This window comes from Pseudotenacibaculum sp. MALMAid0570 (assembly GCF_040151415.1).
Classification (GTDB): domain Bacteria; phylum Bacteroidota; class Bacteroidia; order Flavobacteriales; family Flavobacteriaceae; genus Polaribacter.
Genome location: NZ_JBDKWF010000049.1, coordinates 36,068 through 53,036, shown reverse-complemented (window position 1 = coordinate 53,036; position 16,969 = coordinate 36,068). Strand labels below are relative to the sequence as shown.

The following is a 16,969-nucleotide window of genomic DNA, read 5'->3' as shown; positions in this document are numbered from 1 at the left end:
AATTGATTATGATAGGGATTATGAATTCAGGCTTATATCCTTCGATAATCTTCTTCCTATCTAAGTTAAAATTTAATTATACTCGTCTTCTTTTTGGTGGACGACAACCATTGTGAGGAATAGGAGTTACGTCAATGATTTCTGTAACTTCGATTCCGTTATTGTGAATAGATCTGATTGCAGACTCTCTACCATTTCCAGGTCCTTTCACATACACTTTTACTTTACGTAAACCTGCTTCGTGTGCAACTTTTGCACAATCTTCTGCTGCTAATTGAGCTGCATAAGGAGTATTCTTTTTAGAACCTCTAAAGCCCATTTTTCCAGCTGATGACCAAGAAATAACGTCACCCTTCTTATTGGTTAAAGAAATAATGATATTATTAAATGATGCAGTTACGTGAGCTTCTCCGATAGACTCAACGATTACTTTACGTTTTTTTGAACTTGTTTTTGCCATAATAATTTGGTTTTAGCAATAGCTTACTAGTAAATTGTGTTGTAAAACACGGCACACTAGCAGCATAAAGCTATTTGTAACTTATTTTTTCTTGTTAGCTACTGTTTTTCTCTTACCTTTTCTGGTTCTAGAGTTGTTCTTAGTTCTTTGTCCTCTTAAAGGAAGACCAACTCTATGACGAATTCCTCTCTGACATCCAATATCCATCAAACGTTTGATGCTTAATTGTACTTCAGAACGTAATTCACCTTCAATAGTGTAAGTTCCAACTTGTTCTCTAATTGCAGCAATTTGAGCATCTGTCCAATCTTGAACTTTAATGCTTTCATCTACTTTTGCGTTCGCTAAAACTTCTTTAGCTCTACTTTTTCCTATACCAAAGATGTAAGTTAAAGCAATAACTCCTCTTTTATTCTTTGGAATATCTATACCTGCTATTCTTGCCATTACCCTTGTCTTTGTTTAAATCTAGGATTCTGTTTGTTAATTACATATAATCTACCTTTTCTGCGTACTATTTTGCAGTCGGCACTTCTTTTTTTGATTGATGCTCTTACTTTCATCAGTTCTAATTTTTAATATCTGTAAGTAATTCTAGCTTTTGTTAAATCGTAAGGACTCATTTCTAATTTTACCTTATCTCCAGGTAATAATTTGATATAATGCATACGCATCTTTCCTGAAATGTGAGCCGTTACGATATGCCCATTTTCTAATTCTACACGAAACATTGCATTTGATAATGCTTCTGTAATAGTTCCGTCTTGTTGAATTGCTGGTTGTTTAGCCATATTACTTTGATGATTTTCTATTACTAGTTCCAGTCTTCATTAAACTATCATAATGACGGTTTAACAAATATGAATTCACTTGTTGAATGGTATCGATTGCAACTCCTACCATAATAATTAATGACGTACCTCCATAAAACAATGCCCAACTTTGTTGTACTCCAAACTGAACAACGATTGCTGGAAGTATTGACAATCCTGCCAAGAATAATGATCCTGGGAATGTAATTCTAGACAAAACAGTATCTAAACGATCTGCTGTATCTTTTCCTGGTCTTATTCCTGGTATAAATCCACCACTTCTTTTTAAATCCTCTGCCATTTTATTGGTAGGAATAGTAATAGCGGTGTAGAAATAACTAAATACAATAATCAAAAAGGCGAATAGTACATTGTACCATAAACCATTGATATCTTGTAATTCTGCTAATGCAGGGTATTTCTGACCAATGTATGCTGGTAAAAACATAATTGCTTGTGCAAAAATGATTGGCATTACACCAGCTGCATTTAATTTCAATGGAATGTATTCTCTAGATCCAGCTACATTTTGGATATTCCCTGCAACTGTTCTTCTTGCATATTGTACAGCAATTTTACGAACAGCGGTAACTAGATATACACTCAATAAGATTACAACAAACCAGATAATGATTTCTATCAAGATCATCATAATTCCTCCAGCTCCAGCATTTGTTGTTTTAGCAAAAAACTCTTGCAAGAAAGCAGCAGGGAAATTAGCAATAATACCTACAGTAATTAATAATGAAATACCATTACCAACTCCTTTGTCTGTAATACGCTCTCCAAGCCACATTGCAAAAATGGTACCTGCAGTTAATAAAATCATTGATGAAATCCAGAAAGTTGGCCCAGTTACTAAGAAAGCTTCAGCTGGTAATCCAAACTGAGTTTTAATAGCAGTAATATACGTTGGTCCTTGAACCATTGTAATAAGGATGGTCAACCATCTTGTGATTTGTGTAATTTTCTTTCTACCACTTTCTCCATCTTTTTGTAGTTTTTGTAAATAAGGAACTGCAATTCCCATTAATTGTACTACAATAGATGCAGAAATGTAAGGCATAATTCCAAGTGCCATAATAGACGCTCTTGAAAATGCTCCTCCCGTAAATGCGTTTAATAATCCTAAAAGACCTCCTTGAGTACTATCTTTTAATGCTGCTAACTGTAATGGATCTATCCCAGGTAATGGAACTCCAGCCATAAAACGGTATACAGCGATTAAACCAAGAGTTAAAAGAATTTTATTCTTTAACTCTTCTATTTTCCAGATATCTTTTAACGTATTTATAAAATTCATCATTTACGTAATCTTATAAAGTAACAGCTTCTCCTCCAGCAGCTTCGATAGCCGCTTTTGCAGTTGCAGTAAATTTATGAACAGTAATATTTAATTTAGCCTTTAACTCTCCTCTTCCTAAGATCTTTACTAGATCATTCTTTCCTACAACTCTGTTAGCAACTAAGATATCTAAAGTAACTGTATCAGTAATTTTCTTGTTATCTACTAATTCTTGTAATTTGTCTAAGTTGATTCCTGCATATTCCTTACGGTTGATATTTTTGAAACCAAACTTAGGCACACGTCTTTGAAGTGGCATCTGACCTCCTTCAAATCCAACTTTTCTAGAATAACCTGAACGAGATTTAGCACCTTTGTGACCTCTGGTAGCTGTACCGCCTTTTCCAGAACCTTCACCTCTTGCTATTCTTTTCCCGCTTTTAACAGATCCTTCTGCTGGTTTTAAGTTATGTAAACTCATCGTATATCTTTATTAAATTTCCTCTACGGAAACTAAATGTTTAACTTTATTTACCATACCAATAATTGTAGGCGTTGCATCATGCTCTACAGTTTGGTTCATTTTACGTAAACCTAATGCCTCTAAAGTTCTCTTTTGATTTTGAAGGCGTCCGATTTGACTTTTTACTTGTGTAACTCTAATTTTTGCCATCGTTTTAGATTTATCCGTTAAATACTTTCTCTAAAGAGATTCCTCTTTGTTTTGCAATAACTGCAGCACTTCTCAATTGTAATAAAGCATCAAAAGTTGCTTTTACTACGTTATGAGGGTTAGAAGATCCTTGAGATTTTGATAATACATCATGAATTCCAACAGACTCTAATACTGCACGTACAGCACCACCTGCGATAACTCCGGTACCATTTGAAGCTGGCTTGATAAATACTCTAGCTCCTCCAAATTTTCCTTTTTGTTCATGAGGTAATGTTCCGTTTAAAATTGGAATTCTTACCAAATTCTTTTTTGCGTCTTCAACTGCTTTTGCAATCGCTGAAGAAACGTCTTTAGATTTTCCTAATCCGTGACCAACTACTCCGTTACCATCTCCAACAACAACAATTGCAGAGAATCCGAATGCTCTACCACCTTTTGTTACTTTGGTAACACGTTGTACACCTACAAGTCTATCAACAAGCTCTAATCCGCTTGGTTTAACTCTTTCTACGTTTTTATATTTATGATACATAATAATAGACTAATTAAAATTTTAAACCAGCTTCTCTAGCAGCGTCTGCTAAAGTTTTAACTCTACCATGGTATAAGTAACCATTTCTATCGAAAGCAACAGTTTCTACTTTAGCTTTAGTAGCTAATTCAGCAATTGCTTTACCAACAGCAGCAGCTGCTTCTTGTTTAGTACTTGCTTTAATATCTTTATCTCTTGATGAAACTGAAGCAATTGTTACTCCGTTTACATCGTCTACTAATTGAGCATAGATTTCTTTATTACTTCTAAACACTGATAATCTTGGTTTAGCTTCAGTTCCAGAAACGATTTTTCTGATTCTATGCTTAATTCTAGTTCTTCTTTCAAGCTTTGATAATGCCATAACTCTATAAATTATGCAGATTTACCTGCTTTTCTTCTTAATTGTTCACCTACAAACTTAACTCCTTTACCTTTATATGGCTCTGGCTTACGGAAAGAACGAATCTTAGCCGCAACTTGACCAACTAATTGTTTATCATAAGAAGTTAATTTAACGATTGGATTTTTTCCTTTTTCAGAAATAGTTTCCACTTTTACTTCTGGAGCTAATTCTAAAACTATGTTATGAGAAAAACCTAATGCTAAATCTAGTTTTTGACCTTGATTTGAAGCTCTGTAACCAACTCCTACTAATTCTAACTCTTTAGTAAAACCTTTGCTTACACCTTCAATCATGTTATAAATCAAAGCTCTCATCAAACCGTGTTGCGCTTTGTGAGTTTTGCTTTCAGATGCTCTTTTTAAAGTGATAGTAGCATCTTCAATTTCTAATGCAATTCCTTCAGAAATAGTTTGAGTTAATTCTCCTAACTTTCCTTTTACTGTAATTACATTGTTGTCTACGTTTACATCTACACCTTGTGGAATGCTAACTGGATTGTTTCCTATTCTACTCATTTCTACAATTTTTTAGTAAACGTAACATAATACTTCTCCTCCAACATTCTCTTGACGTGCTTTCTTGTTAGTCATCACACCTTTAGAAGTTGAAACGATAGCAATACCTAGTCCGTTTAATACTCTTGGCATTTCTTTTGCGCCAACGTATTTACGTAAACCTGGTGTACTAATTCTTTGAATTTTTCTGATTACGGACTCTTTTGTGTCTCTGTCATACTTTAAGGCAATTTTGATAGTTCCTTGTACAGAATTATCATTGAATTGATAACTTAAAATATACCCTTGATCAAACAAAATTTTAGTCATCTCCTTCTTCAAATTTGAAGCAGGAACCTCAACTACTCTGTGTCCGGCAGAGATTGCATTTCTAACTCTTGTTAGAAAATCTGCGATTGGATCTGTGTACATTATAAACAGTTTGCGATTTCGGTTTTCAATTACCTCTATTTACCTACAGATTTCTCTGTGATAATTGAACCTAAAATCAATTAATAATTATATACTCAAAAAAATAGAGCGTGCAAAAATACACATTCTATTTTTAATTTTGAGCTTTTTGTTTGATTTCTACCAACTTGCTTTTTTCACACCTGGTATCAATCCTTGATTTGCCATCTCACGGAAAGTCACACGAGAAATTCCGAATTGACGCATATACCCTTTAGGTCTTCCAGTTAATTTGCATCTGTTGTGCATTCTAATTGGAGAAGCATTCTTTGGCAACTTTTGTAAACCTTCATAGTCTCCAGCTTCTTTTAAAGCTTTTCTCTTTTCAGCATACTTAGCAACCATTTTTGCTCTTTTTACCTCACGGGCTTTCATTGATTCTTTAGCCATCTCTTAATTTTTTTTGAATGGTAATCCTAATTCTTCTAATAGTGACTTTGCTTCTTTATCAGTAGCAGCAGATGTTACGAATGTAATATCCATACCGTTGATTTTTTTCACTTGGTCAATATTGATCTCTGGATAGATAATTTGCTCAGTAATTCCTAAATTGTAATTACCTCTACCATCAAATCCATTAGCTTTGATTCCGTTAAAGTCTCTTACACGAGGTAAAGAAGCTGTAATCAATCTATCTAAAAACTCATACATTTTGTCTCCACGTAAAGTAACTTTTGCCCCAATTGGCATTCCTTTACGTAATTTAAACGACGCAACGTCTTTCTTAGAGATTGTTGCAATTGCTTTTTGACCTGTAATTGTAGTCAACTCTTCAATAGCGTAATCAATTAATTTCTTATCAGCTATCGCAGCACCAACACCTTTACTTACTACAATCTTTTGTAGTTTAGGTACTTGCATTACGTTGTTATAACTGAATTCTTCAGTAAGAGCTTTTACTACTCTTTCTTTATATTCTGCTTTTAATCTTGGTACGTAACTCATGATTATATCGCGTTTTTAGTTTTTTTAGAAATACGTGTTTTCGTATCTCCTTCAACTTTATATCCTACTCTTACAGCTTCTCCATTTTCTACCAAACCTAAGTTTGAAATATGAATAGAAGCTTCTTTCTTTACAATACCTCCTTGTGGGTTTTGAGCATTTGGTTTCGTGTGCTTAGAAACTAAGTTTACACCTTCTACTAAAGCTCTGTTTCTATCTCTAAGGATTTGTAAAACTTTTCCTTCAGATCCTTTGTTATCTCCTGCGATTACTTTAACAGTATCTCCAACTTTGATTTTAAACTTTGTCATCATCTATACTTTTTAAAGCACTTCAGGTGCTAATGATACTATTTTCATAAATTGCTTCTCACGTAATTCACGAGCAACTGGTCCAAATACACGAGTACCTCTCATTTCCTCTGCAGGGTTTAAAAGCACACATGCATTGTCATCAAATCTGATATATGATCCGTCTTTACGACGTACTTCTTTCTTTGTACGTACAACTACGGCTCTAGATACTTGACCTTTCTTTACGGTTCCGTTTGGAGTTGCAGCCTTTACAGTTACTACAATTTTATCTCCAACGCTAGCATAACGTTTTTTAGTTCCACCTAAAACTCTAATCACTAAAACTTCTTTTGCTCCAGTGTTGTCTGCTACTTTTAATCTTGATTCTGTCTGTAACATATTATTTAGCTCTTTCTAGGATTTCTACTAATCTCCAACGTTTTGATTTACTCATAGGACGTGTTTCCATGATCCTAACCGTATCACCTTCGTTGCAATCATTCTTTTCGTCATGAGCAACGTACTTTTTCGTTTTTAATACGAACTTCCCGTACATTGGGTGTTTTACTCTCTTTACTTCTGAAACAACAATAGATTTCTCCATTTTGTTGCTAGAAACAACACCTATTCTTTCTTTTCTAAGATTTCTATTTTCCATCTTTAAAACTGACTTAGAATTATTGTAATTCTCTTTTGGTTAATTCTGTTGCAAGTCTTGCTACAGTTCTTCTTAAGCTTCTTAACTGCAAAGGATTTTCCAATGGAGTTATGGCGTGAGCCATCTTAAGATCAGTATAATTTTTTTGCAACGCTCCAAGCTTCTCTTGTAAATCAGCCGTTGATAATTCTTTAATTTCTGATTGTTTCATGTCTTTTAGAATTAAGCGTTATAATCAAAATCTCTTGCGATCACAAACTTCGTTCTTACTGGAAGTTTCTGTGCTGCTAAACGTAAAGCTTCTTTTGCAACATCCATTGGCACTCCACCAACTTCAAACAAAATTCTACCTGGCTTCACAACAGCTACAAAATGATCTGGTGCACCTTTTCCTTTACCCATACGTACCTCTAAAGGTTTCTTAGTAATTGGTTTGTCTGGGAAAATTTTAATCCAAAGTTGCCCCTCTCTTTTCATATAACGAGTTGCCGCGATACGAGCTGCTTCAATCTGACGAGAAGTTAATAGGTTTTGATCTAGAGATTTGATTCCAAACATTCCGTTAGAAAGTTGGTTTCCTCTTCCAGAAATACCTTTCATATTTCCTTTCGCCTTCTGTACCTTACGGTATTTTACTCTTTTTGGCTGTAACATCTTTTAATTTCTAATTTTTAAAAATTATTTTCTTCTACGAGGTTGACGTTTGTTATTACCTCCTTTATTACCACCTTGTTTCTTAGACAAGCCAACTAGTGGAGATAATTCTCTTTTCCCATAAACCTCACCTTTCATGATCCATACTTTCACACCAATTCTTCCGTATGTTGTATGTGCCTCAACAAGTGCATAATCGATATCTGCTCTAAAAGTAGATAAAGGAATACGTCCTTCTTTATAGTGTTCAGAACGTGCCATTTCAGCTCCGTTTAAACGACCAGAAATTTGTACTTTAATTCCTTCTGCATTCATTCTCATAGAAGCAGCAATCGCCATTTTAATTGCTCTCTTGTAAGAAATTCTATTTTCGATTTGACGAGCGATACTCGCAGCAACCAATTTGGCATCTAATTCTGGACGCTTGATTTCGAAAATATTGATTTGAACTTCTTTTCCTGTAATCTTTTTAAGCTCTTCTTTTAACTTGTCTACCTCTTGACCTCCTTTACCAATAATGATACCTGGACGTGCTGTAGTGATAGTAACGGTTACAAGTTTTAAAGTACGCTCGATAATTACACGAGAAACACTTGCTTTAGATAATCTAGCATTTACATACTTTCTTATCTTATCATCTTCAGCGATTTTATCACCGTAGTTCTTTCCTCCGTACCAGTTAGATTCCCATCCTCTGATAATTCCTAAACGATTTCCTATTGGATTAGTTTTTTGTCCCATTTCTACTAATGATTAATTACTGATATTTTTTGCACCTAACTCTAAAGTAACGTGATTAGATCTCTTACGAATTCTGTGAGCACGTCCTTGTGGAGCTGGTCTTAATCTTTTTAACATTCCTGCGCTATCTACACAAATAGATTTTACGAATAATCCAGCATCTTCAATACTTGCATCTTCATTCTTAGCTTGCCAGTTTGCAATAGCAGACAATAACAATTTCTCTAAGTTTCTTGATGCTTCTTTCGGGCTGAACTTTAAGATTTGCAAAGCTTTTTCAACTTCAACTCCTCTTACTTGATCCGCTACTAAACGCATTTTTCTTGGTGACGTAGGACAGTTAGTAAGCTTTGCAAATGCTCTTTGCTTTTTTGCTTCTTTTAACTGTTGTGCCATGTTGTGTTTACGACTTCCCATAATATCCTACTTATTTTTTTCCTTTATTTTTTGCACCAGCGTGTCCTCTAAAAGAACGTGTTGGTGAAAATTCGCCTAACTTATGACCTACCATATTCTCTGTAACATATACTGGTACGAATTGACGTCCGTTATGTACTGCAATAGTTTGCCCAACGAAATCAGGAGTAATCATACTTGCTCTAGACCAAGTTTTAATCACTGATTTTTTATTTGCTTCTACGTTAGCCAATACTTTTCTCTCTAACTTATAGTGAACGTAAGGTCCTTTTTTTAATGATCTTGCCATGACTTATTATTTCTTTCTACGTTCTATAATATATTTATTACTCGCTTTGGTCTTAGATCTTGTCTTATATCCTTTTGCAGGGATACCATTTCTAGATCTTGGGTGACCTCCTGAAGAACGTCCTTCACCACCTCCCATCGGGTGATCAACTGGATTCATTACAACTGCTCTGGTTCTTGGTCTTCTACCTAACCATCTACTTCTACCAGCTTTACCTGAAACAAGTAATTGGTGATCTGAGTTAGATACAACTCCAATAGTAGCCATACAAGTCAACAAGATTAATCTTGTTTCACCAGAAGGCAACTTTACTGTTGCATATTTACCATCTCTTGCCATTAATTGAGCAAATGAACCAGCAGAACGAGCCATAACAGCTCCTTGACCTGGGCGTAACTCAATACAAGAAATTGTAGTTCCTAAAGGAATTTCACTTAAAGGCATCGTATTTCCAATCTCTGGAGCAACTCCAGTTCCTGATACGATTGTTTGACCTACTTTTAAACCGTTTTGTGCAATCACATAACGTTTTTCACCATCAGTATAAACAACTAAAGCAATAAATGCTGTACGGTTTGGATCGTACTCAATAGTTTTTACTGTTGCAGGAATACCGGTTTTATCTCTTTTAAAATCGATAATACGGTATTTTTGTTTATGACCTCCACCGATGTTACGTGTAGTCATTCTACCCTGATTGTTTCGACCTCCAGATCTTTTTTTCGGAGCTAATAAGCTTTTTTCCGGCTTGTCAGTTGTAATGGTGTCGAACCCATTTACAACTCTAAAACGCTGACCTGGTGTTATTGGTTTTAATTTTCTAACTGACATTTCGTCTTTTCTTAAAGATTGTTATAAAAATCAATACTTTCTCCTTCGGCTAACTGAACGATAGCTTTCTTGTATCCACTTTTTGCTCCTGTTACTAAACCTTTTTTAGTGTATTTAGTATTTCTTTGCACAGGATAGTTTAAAGTTTTTACGCTCTCGATTGAAACTCCATAAGCTGTTTCTACAGCGTCTTTGATTTCAATTTTGTTAGCTCTTTTATCTACAACAAACGTATAGCGATTAAATAGTTCACTATCATTTGTAGCTTTTTCCGTAATAATAGGTTTAATTAAAATACTCATCCCTATTTGCTTAAATTGTTCTTAATTCCTTCTAAAGAGCTCTCAGAGATTACAATCTTATTGGCATTTAAAATACCGTAAGTACTTAATCTTGAGTTACTTACAACTTTAGAGCTTTTTAAATTGCGCGACGACAAATATACGTTATTATTTGACTCGCCCAACACAAACAACGACTTTTTAGAATCTAAGTCTAAAGCTTTCAATACGTTAACAAAGTTCTTTGTTTTTGGAGTATCAAAATTAAAGTCTTCAATTACTACTAAATTGTTGTCTTTTGCTTGAATACTTAAAGCTGATTTACGTGCTAAACGCTTTAAGTTTTTGTTCAATTTGAAAGAATAACTTCTTGGTCTTGGTCCGAAAATACGACCTCCACCTCTAAACACTGGAGATTTGATACTACCCGCACGAGCTGTACCAGTTCCTTTTTGTTTTTTAATCTTTCTTGTACTACCTGTAATCTCGCCTCTTTCTTTAGCTTTATGCGTTCCTTGTCTTTGATTAGCCAAGTACTGCTTTACATCTAAATAAATAGCGTGGTCATTAGGCTCTATTCCGAATACTTCTGCAGAAAGTTCAACTTTTCTACCAGTATCTTTTCCATTAATGTCTAAAACTGCTACTTTCATTATTTCTGAATAGTTATGTAAGAGTTTTTGTGACCAGGAATTGCTCCTTTTACAACAAGTAAGTTCTTCTCTGGAACTACTTTTAATACTCTTAAGTTTTGAACTTTTACTTTTTCACCACCCATTCTTCCTGCCATTCGCATTCCTTTGAATACTCTTGCAGGATATGAAGCCGCTCCAATAGATCCTGGAGCTCTTAAACGGTTGTGCTGACCGTGAGTTGCTTGTCCAACTCCACCAAATCCATGACGTTTTACAACCCCTTGGAATCCTTTTCCTTTAGAAACTCCTGAAACATCAACAAACTCTCCTTCTTCGAAGTGTTCTACTGTAATTGAGTCTCCTAATTTGTACTCTTCTTCAAACCCTTGGAACTCAACGACTTTTCTTTTAGCAGTTGTGCCAGCTTTCTTAAAGTGGCCGTCTAACGCTTTGTTAGAACTTTTTGCTTTTTTGTCATCGAAACCAAGTTGTAACGCATTGTATCCGTCAACCTCTTCGGTTCTGACTTGGGTTACAACGCATGGACCTGCTTCGATTACTGTACATGGAATGTTTTTTCCATTTTCATCGAATAAGCTGGTCATTCCGATTTTTCTTCCTATTAACCCAGACATATTTAATTAATTATTAATTGTTTACTTATTTATTTTCCTTCTTATTTCGTTTCAAAAAAAATGGGTCAAAATACTTTCAACCCTGAATGTATTTTTACCGTTTTTCCTTCGCGAAACCCTCCGGACATGTAAAATAGAGATATCTCATATGAGATATCTCTATTGAATATACTTATACTTTAATCTCAACTTCAACTCCACTTGGTAATTCAAGCTTCATTAAAGCATCAATAGTCTTAGATGAAGAACTATAGATGTCTAATAATCTTTTGTAAGCAGATAATTGAAATTGCTCTCTAGATTTTTTATTCACGTGAGGTGAACGTAAAACCGTAAAGATTTTTTTATTTGTTGGTAAAGGGATTGGACCATTTACTACAGCACCAGTACTCTTTACTGTCTTTACAATTTTCTCAGCAGACTTATCTACTAAGTTATAATCGTAAGACTTTAATTTTATTCTAATTTTTTGACTCATCTTTTCTTGAATTAACCTTTAGCGTTCGCAATTACTTCTTCTGAAATATTTGATGGAGTCTCAGCATAGTGAGAGAATTCCATCGTAGAAGTTGCTCTACCTGAAGACATTGTTCTTAATGCTGTTACATAACCAAACATTTCAGATAATGGTACAGTAGCTTTTACAACTTTAGAACCAGCTCTATCTGACATATCAGATACTTGACCTCTTCTTCTGTTTAAGTCACCAACAATATCTCCCATGTTTTCTTCAGGAGTTAATACTTCTAATTTCATAATAGGCTCCATAATAACAGCTCTTGCAGCTTTTGCAGCAGCTTTATAACCTAATTTCGCAGCCAACTCAAAAGATAACTGATCAGAATCCACAGGGTGGAAAGATCCATCTTTTAAGGTAATTTTCATTGAATCCATTTCGTATCCAGCTAAAGGACCATTCTTCATTGCTTCTTGGAATCCTTTTTCTACAGATGGTACAAATTCTTTAGGAACGTTACCTCCTTTAATGATTGACTCAAATTGTAATCCTTGAGTACCTTCATCAGCAGGCTCCATAGTAAATACAATGTCGGCAAATTTACCACGTCCACCAGATTGTTTCTTATAAACCTCTCTGTGATCAGCAGCAGCAGTAATTGCTTCTTTGTACTCAACTTGTGGTTGTCCTTGGTTTACATCAACTTTGAACTCACGTTTTAAACGATCTACAATAATATCTAAGTGAAGCTCTCCCATTCCAGAAATAATTGTCTGTCCTGAAGCTTCATCAGTACGTACTGTAAATGTTGGATCTTCTTCTGCTAATTTTCCTAAAGCTAAACCTAATTTATCCACATCAGCTTTTGTTTTAGGCTCAACAGCAATACCAATTACTGGATCTGGGAAGTCCATCGATTCTAATACGATTGGGTTCTTCTCATCAGATAATGTATCTCCTGTTTTGATAGATTTAAATCCTACAGCAGCTCCAATATCTCCAGCTTCGATATAATCGATTGCATTTTGCTTATTAGCGTGCATTTGGTAGATACGAGAAATACGTTCTTTTTTACCTGAACGGTTATTTAAAACGTAAGAACCTGCATCTAATCTTCCTGAATATGATCTAAAGAATGCTAAACGTCCTACGAAAGGATCAGTAGCAATCTTAAATGCTAACGCAGCAAACGGTTCTTTTGCATCTGGCTTACGAGAAATTTCTTCACCAGAGTTAGGATCTGTTCCAATAATAGCTTCTTTATCTAAAGGAGAAGGTAAATAACGACATACAGCATCTAATAAGAACTGAACACCTTTATTTTTAAATGCTGAACCACAAATCATAGGTATGATAGCCATATCCATAACCGCAGCTCTTAAAGCAGCATGTACTTCTTCTTCTGTAATAGAGTCTTCATCTTCCATGAATTTCTCTAATAAGTTCTCATCGTAACTTGCAACCTCTTCTATTAATAAAGCTCTGTATTCAGCAGCTTCTTCTTTTAATTCTTCAGGAATGTCAATAACGTCAAAAGTAGCTCCTTGAGTTTCCTCATGCCATACAATTGCTCTGTTCTTTACTAAATCAACAATTCCTTTAAAATCAGCTTCTTCACCAATTGGTAAAACGATAGGTACTGCATTAGAACCTAACATTTCTTTTACCTGTCTGTTTACATTCATAAAATCAGATCCTTGACGGTCCATTTTATTTACGAAACCAATTCTTGGTACTTTATAGTTGTCAGCTAATCTCCAGTTAGTTTCAGATTGAGGTTCAACTCCATCAACAGCAGAGAATAAGAACACTAATCCATCTAATACACGTAATGATCTGTTTACCTCTACAGTAAAATCTACGTGACCTGGAGTATCAATAATATTAAAGTGGTAACCTTTTGCTTCTGCAGTAGGTTTACCATTTTCAGTAGGAAACTGCCATTCACAAGTTGTAGCAGCAGAAGTAATTGTAATACCTCTTTCTTGCTCTTGCTCCATCCAGTCCATAGTAGCAGCTCCATCATGTACTTCACCAATCTTGTGTGATACACCAGTATAATAAAGAACACGCTCAGTAGTAGTGGTTTTACCAGCATCAATATGAGCGGCAATACCTATATTTCTTGTATATTTTAAATCTCTAGCCATTTCTATTAAAATCTAAAGTGAGAGAATGCTTTATTAGCTTCTGCCATTTTATGTGTATCAACTCTTTTCTTTACAGCAGCACCTTCTTCTTTAGCAGCAGCTAAAATCTCAGCAGCTAATCTTTGTGCCATTGTTTTTTCGTTACGCTTGCGCGCATATAAAATCATCCACTTGATTGCCATAGACACTTTACGATCTGGTCTAATTTGCATTGGAATTTGGAAAGTTGCTCCTCCTACACGTCTTGAACGAACTTCTACGTGAGGCATTACATTTGACAAACCATCTTTCCACACTTCAAGCGCAGTTTTTTCTTCGTCTTCTTTCTTTTGCTCTACGATATCTAACGCATCATAAAACACTTTGAACGCTACAGATTTCTTACCATCCCACATTAAGTTATTTACAAAACGTGTAGCTAACTGATCGTTAAACTTTGGATCCGGTAAAAGAACTCTTTTTTTGGCTCTTCTTTTTCTCATGTCTTTACATTAAAAAAGTTACTAATTAATTTACTTCTTTGGGCGTTTTGCACCGTACTTTGATCTACGTTGAGTTCTTCCCTCAACTCCCGCTGTATCTAAAGCTCCACGTACAACGTGATACTTTACACCTGGCAAATCTTTTACCCTTCCACCTCTAACTAATACTATCGAGTGCTCTTGTAAGTTGTGCCCTTCTCCTGGGATGTACGCGTTAATCTCGTTACCATTTGTTAACCTTACCCTTGCAACTTTACGCATTGCTGAATTAGGTTTCTTAGGCGTTGTAGTATATACACGCGTACAAACTCCACGTCTTTGAGGACAAGACGACAAAGCAGCCGATTTACTCTTCTTAGTTATTTTGGTTCTTCCTTTACGAACTAATTGTTGAATAGTTGGCATACTAAATTGTTACTATTTTTCGTTTGTACTTAAAATTTTACTCTTTTTTAAGAGTGCGCAAATGTACGATTAATTTCTTTCTATTCAAATACCAGCATGTTATTTTTTTGTAACACAGCTAGAAACATCATTTTTTTCTGATTTTACGCTACATTTGAAAGCTTTTTACAAACAATTTTGAACAAAAAAATTATACCATATATATATATCCTTTTTTTGACGTCGTCAATTCATGGAATTTTTTCCCAAGATTTATCACTATATTTAATTGGAAAAGACTCTACTGAAAATTCTGTTTTATCTCATATTGATTATCAAAAAAAGCATCGCTTAGAAAAGAGTATTTATGTCACTCTAGATTCTATTCATGAAATCCTAAAAAGAAAAGGTTATTTTACTTCAATAGTAGAGCAGGTAACTAAGGACAAACATAATTATACTGCTAAATTCTCTCTAGGCTCAAAAACAAAAAGAATTTTAATCCTTTTTCCTGAAGAAATAAAAAACACCTATAAAAACTACAGGTTTACACTTAAAGATTCTGTTTTCATTTCACCTTCAAAAGCTGAGGTCTTTATTAATTCTATACTCAACGAACTGGATGAAAATGGGATGTCATTTAACGAGGTATTTCTTGCGAATCCAAAACAGCAAAATGGTTTTTTTGCTTTTGATCTAAAAATAACCTCATCAAGACTTAGAGTAATTGATAAAATAATAACAAAGGGATATGAAGAATTTCCCGAACACTATTTTAAAAACTATTATAAGATTGGGAAAAACACTGTTTTTTCAAAAAAGAGATTAGAAGAAATCTCAAATCAAACCAAATCTTTATTTTTTTTAGACGAAAAAAAACCTCCTGAGGTTTTGTTCAAAAAAGATTCAACTATTCTTTATCTTTTTCTCAAAAAGAAAAACATCAGCAGTATTGACGGTAATTTAAGTTTTGCTTCTAAAGAAAATAACGATGGCGTCTTAATTAACGGAAATCTAGATTTAAAACTTAAAAACGTTCTAAATACTGGTGAGGATTTTGAATTGTTTTGGAATAGAATAAAAGAAGGAAATTCAGAATTTAGGGTTGGAACAAGGGTTCCTTATTTATTTAGATTACCGATATCATCAAGTTTACAATTCAATATTTACAGACAAGATTCTACTTTCCTGAACACTAAGTTTAATATAGCATTAGATTATGGAATTACTTCAAAATCTACATTATTTTTATCATACGCTTCTGAAAAGTCAGACTATTTATTGAATCAAGTAAGCAACTCAATTGATGATTTCTCCAACTATTTCTTCGGTGTTGGGTATTCATATTTTTTACCAAGTAAAAGAGCGTTGTTCAATGAAAAAATTTATTTTAAAACAAATGTTTCCCTTGGAAAAAGAAATCAAGACAACTTTAATAGTCGTCAGCTAAAAGTTGAATCTAACGCAACTTTTAACATCTACACATCGAAAGCCAGTTATATACACATCAACAATAAGATTGGATATCTTGATTCTAACAACTTCTTAACAAATGAAGTCTTCAGAATTGGAGGAATCAATTCCATAAGAGGGTTTAATGAACAGAGTATTTTTACAAATCGGTTTTCATCTACTAATATTGAATACAGATACCTGACATCATTTTCATCTTATTTATATACCATAAGTGATTTTGGAATTTTTAAAGAATCAATATCTAACAGCATGAAAAATGTTTTTGGAGTTGGTTTTGGCTACTTTTTCACGATGAAAAACAACGCCATAAATCTCGGATATGCTTTAGGGAAAAATTCGGACTCTACTTTTAATTTCAAAGATTCGAAATTCATTATATCTTGGAAATCTTTTTTCTAAAAAAACACTCTTAGGAGAACTTTAAATTTCATTTCTTTTTTCATGTGTTCTTTTTCAGTTAGAATTTTAAATTTCCTCAGGAAATACCGGTACGGAAAAAGAATTA

General features: G+C 34.3%; 30 protein-coding genes. 1 reads left to right on the top strand and 29 read right to left on the bottom strand.

Annotated features, from left to right (window positions below; genetic code table 11):
- Positions 1 to 76: 76 nt before the first annotated feature.
- The 29 genes from rpsK to rpsL all read right to left on the bottom strand — a co-directional run bounded on the left by rpsK (position 77) and on the right by rpsL (position 15,009).
- Positions 77 to 460, bottom strand: a complete 384-nt coding sequence (gene rpsK / locus AAON49_RS10455) for a 30S ribosomal protein S11 (protein ID WP_349554473.1) — start codon at positions 458 to 460, stop codon at positions 77 to 79.
- An 81-nt stretch (positions 461 to 541) separates the two neighbouring features.
- Entirely contained in the window at positions 542 to 907 is a 366-nt protein-coding gene (rpsM, locus tag AAON49_RS10450) for a 30S ribosomal protein S13 (protein ID WP_349554472.1), read from the bottom strand.
- Positions 907 to 1,023 (bottom strand): type B 50S ribosomal protein L36, encoded by a 117-nt coding sequence (gene ykgO, locus AAON49_RS10445; RefSeq protein WP_072554239.1) that lies wholly within the window; start codon positions 1,021 to 1,023, stop codon positions 907 to 909. The genes rpsM and ykgO overlap by 1 nt, the downstream gene beginning before the upstream one ends.
- 12 nt (positions 1,024 to 1,035) lie before the next feature.
- Entirely contained in the window at positions 1,036 to 1,251 is a 216-nt protein-coding gene (infA, locus tag AAON49_RS10440) for a translation initiation factor IF-1 (protein ID WP_068206835.1), read from the bottom strand.
- A gap of 1 nt (position 1,252) precedes the next feature.
- Positions 1,253 to 2,575: a preprotein translocase subunit SecY gene (gene secY / locus AAON49_RS10435; protein ID WP_349554984.1), complete on the bottom strand. Its 1,323-nt coding sequence runs from the start codon at positions 2,573 to 2,575 to the stop codon at positions 1,253 to 1,255.
- Positions 2,576 to 2,588: 13 nt separating this feature from the next.
- Positions 2,589 to 3,038 carry a 50S ribosomal protein L15 gene (gene rplO, locus AAON49_RS10430; protein ID WP_349554471.1) on the bottom strand — a complete coding sequence of 150 codons (450 nt, stop codon included), beginning with the start codon at positions 3,036 to 3,038 and terminating at the stop codon, positions 2,589 to 2,591.
- 12 nt (positions 3,039 to 3,050) lie between these two features.
- Positions 3,051 to 3,230, bottom strand: a complete 180-nt coding sequence (rpmD, locus tag AAON49_RS10425; RefSeq protein ID WP_349554470.1) for a 50S ribosomal protein L30 — start codon at positions 3,228 to 3,230, stop codon at positions 3,051 to 3,053.
- A 10-nt stretch (positions 3,231 to 3,240) separates the two neighbouring features.
- Complete coding sequence (gene rpsE / locus AAON49_RS10420; RefSeq protein ID WP_349554469.1) at positions 3,241 to 3,765, bottom strand: 30S ribosomal protein S5; 525 nt, start codon at positions 3,763 to 3,765, stop codon at positions 3,241 to 3,243.
- A 13-nt stretch (positions 3,766 to 3,778) separates the two neighbouring features.
- The gene (gene rplR / locus AAON49_RS10415) at positions 3,779 to 4,129 is read right to left on the bottom strand and encodes a 50S ribosomal protein L18 (RefSeq protein WP_349554468.1); all 351 of its coding nucleotides are present in this window, start codon (positions 4,127 to 4,129) and stop codon (positions 3,779 to 3,781) included.
- An 11-nt stretch (positions 4,130 to 4,140) separates the two neighbouring features.
- The gene (gene rplF, locus AAON49_RS10410) at positions 4,141 to 4,686 is read right to left on the bottom strand and encodes a 50S ribosomal protein L6 (protein WP_349554467.1); all 546 of its coding nucleotides are present in this window, start codon (positions 4,684 to 4,686) and stop codon (positions 4,141 to 4,143) included.
- 12 nt (positions 4,687 to 4,698) lie between these two features.
- On the bottom strand, positions 4,699 to 5,097 hold the full coding sequence (gene rpsH / locus AAON49_RS10405; RefSeq protein WP_349554466.1) for a 30S ribosomal protein S8: 399 nt from the start codon (positions 5,095 to 5,097) through the stop codon (positions 4,699 to 4,701).
- A gap of 159 nt (positions 5,098 to 5,256) precedes the next feature.
- On the bottom strand, positions 5,257 to 5,526 hold the full coding sequence (rpsN, locus tag AAON49_RS10400) for a 30S ribosomal protein S14 (protein WP_349242019.1): 270 nt from the start codon (positions 5,524 to 5,526) through the stop codon (positions 5,257 to 5,259).
- Positions 5,527 to 5,529: 3 nt separating this feature from the next.
- On the bottom strand, positions 5,530 to 6,081 hold the full coding sequence (gene rplE, locus AAON49_RS10395; RefSeq protein WP_349554465.1) for a 50S ribosomal protein L5: 552 nt from the start codon (positions 6,079 to 6,081) through the stop codon (positions 5,530 to 5,532).
- Positions 6,082 to 6,083: 2 nt separating this feature from the next.
- Complete coding sequence (gene rplX / locus AAON49_RS10390) at positions 6,084 to 6,392, bottom strand: 50S ribosomal protein L24 (protein ID WP_349554464.1); 309 nt, start codon at positions 6,390 to 6,392, stop codon at positions 6,084 to 6,086.
- 12 nt (positions 6,393 to 6,404) lie between these two features.
- Positions 6,405 to 6,773 (bottom strand): 50S ribosomal protein L14, encoded by a 369-nt coding sequence (gene rplN, locus AAON49_RS10385; protein ID WP_349554463.1) that lies wholly within the window; start codon positions 6,771 to 6,773, stop codon positions 6,405 to 6,407.
- A gap of 1 nt (position 6,774) precedes the next feature.
- Complete coding sequence (gene rpsQ / locus AAON49_RS10380) at positions 6,775 to 7,032, bottom strand: 30S ribosomal protein S17 (RefSeq protein WP_349554462.1); 258 nt, start codon at positions 7,030 to 7,032, stop codon at positions 6,775 to 6,777.
- A 19-nt stretch (positions 7,033 to 7,051) separates the two neighbouring features.
- Positions 7,052 to 7,243 (bottom strand): 50S ribosomal protein L29, encoded by a 192-nt coding sequence (gene rpmC / locus AAON49_RS10375; protein ID WP_349554461.1) that lies wholly within the window; start codon positions 7,241 to 7,243, stop codon positions 7,052 to 7,054.
- 11 nt (positions 7,244 to 7,254) lie between these two features.
- A complete protein-coding gene (gene rplP / locus AAON49_RS10370; protein WP_349554460.1) occupies positions 7,255 to 7,686 on the bottom strand; it encodes a 50S ribosomal protein L16 in 432 nt (143 codons plus the stop codon).
- Between the two features lie 24 nt (positions 7,687 to 7,710).
- Entirely contained in the window at positions 7,711 to 8,427 is a 717-nt protein-coding gene (gene rpsC, locus AAON49_RS10365; protein WP_349554459.1) for a 30S ribosomal protein S3, read from the bottom strand.
- 12 nt (positions 8,428 to 8,439) lie between these two features.
- On the bottom strand, positions 8,440 to 8,844 hold the full coding sequence (gene rplV, locus AAON49_RS10360) for a 50S ribosomal protein L22 (protein ID WP_349554458.1): 405 nt from the start codon (positions 8,842 to 8,844) through the stop codon (positions 8,440 to 8,442).
- A 10-nt stretch (positions 8,845 to 8,854) separates the two neighbouring features.
- Positions 8,855 to 9,133, bottom strand: coding sequence for a 30S ribosomal protein S19 (gene rpsS, locus AAON49_RS10355; protein ID WP_349554457.1), 279 nt, complete (start codon positions 9,131 to 9,133; stop codon positions 8,855 to 8,857).
- A gap of 6 nt (positions 9,134 to 9,139) precedes the next feature.
- Positions 9,140 to 9,964: a 50S ribosomal protein L2 gene (gene rplB / locus AAON49_RS10350; RefSeq protein WP_349554456.1), complete on the bottom strand. Its 825-nt coding sequence runs from the start codon at positions 9,962 to 9,964 to the stop codon at positions 9,140 to 9,142.
- Positions 9,965 to 9,975: 11 nt separating this feature from the next.
- Positions 9,976 to 10,266: a 50S ribosomal protein L23 gene (rplW, locus tag AAON49_RS10345; protein WP_349554455.1), complete on the bottom strand. Its 291-nt coding sequence runs from the start codon at positions 10,264 to 10,266 to the stop codon at positions 9,976 to 9,978.
- Between the two features lie 2 nt (positions 10,267 to 10,268).
- On the bottom strand, positions 10,269 to 10,898 hold the full coding sequence (gene rplD / locus AAON49_RS10340; RefSeq protein ID WP_349554454.1) for a 50S ribosomal protein L4: 630 nt from the start codon (positions 10,896 to 10,898) through the stop codon (positions 10,269 to 10,271).
- The gene (rplC, locus tag AAON49_RS10335; protein ID WP_349554453.1) at positions 10,898 to 11,515 is read right to left on the bottom strand and encodes a 50S ribosomal protein L3; all 618 of its coding nucleotides are present in this window, start codon (positions 11,513 to 11,515) and stop codon (positions 10,898 to 10,900) included. The genes rplD and rplC overlap by 1 nt, the downstream gene beginning before the upstream one ends.
- 172 nt (positions 11,516 to 11,687) lie before the next feature.
- Positions 11,688 to 11,993 (bottom strand): 30S ribosomal protein S10, encoded by a 306-nt coding sequence (gene rpsJ / locus AAON49_RS10330; protein WP_024740605.1) that lies wholly within the window; start codon positions 11,991 to 11,993, stop codon positions 11,688 to 11,690.
- 11 nt (positions 11,994 to 12,004) lie between these two features.
- Entirely contained in the window at positions 12,005 to 14,122 is a 2,118-nt protein-coding gene (fusA, locus tag AAON49_RS10325; protein WP_349554452.1) for an elongation factor G, read from the bottom strand.
- Positions 14,123 to 14,127: 5 nt separating this feature from the next.
- Complete coding sequence (gene rpsG / locus AAON49_RS10320) at positions 14,128 to 14,604, bottom strand: 30S ribosomal protein S7 (protein WP_349554451.1); 477 nt, start codon at positions 14,602 to 14,604, stop codon at positions 14,128 to 14,130.
- A 30-nt stretch (positions 14,605 to 14,634) separates the two neighbouring features.
- Positions 14,635 to 15,009, bottom strand: a complete 375-nt coding sequence (gene rpsL, locus AAON49_RS10315) for a 30S ribosomal protein S12 (protein ID WP_018943587.1) — start codon at positions 15,007 to 15,009, stop codon at positions 14,635 to 14,637.
- 216 nt (positions 15,010 to 15,225) lie between these two features.
- Between rpsL and AAON49_RS10310 the strand changes: the two genes are divergently transcribed.
- Entirely contained in the window at positions 15,226 to 16,863 is a 1,638-nt protein-coding gene (locus AAON49_RS10310) for a BamA/TamA family outer membrane protein (protein ID WP_349554450.1), read from the top strand.
- Positions 16,864 to 16,969 lie beyond the last annotated feature (106 nt).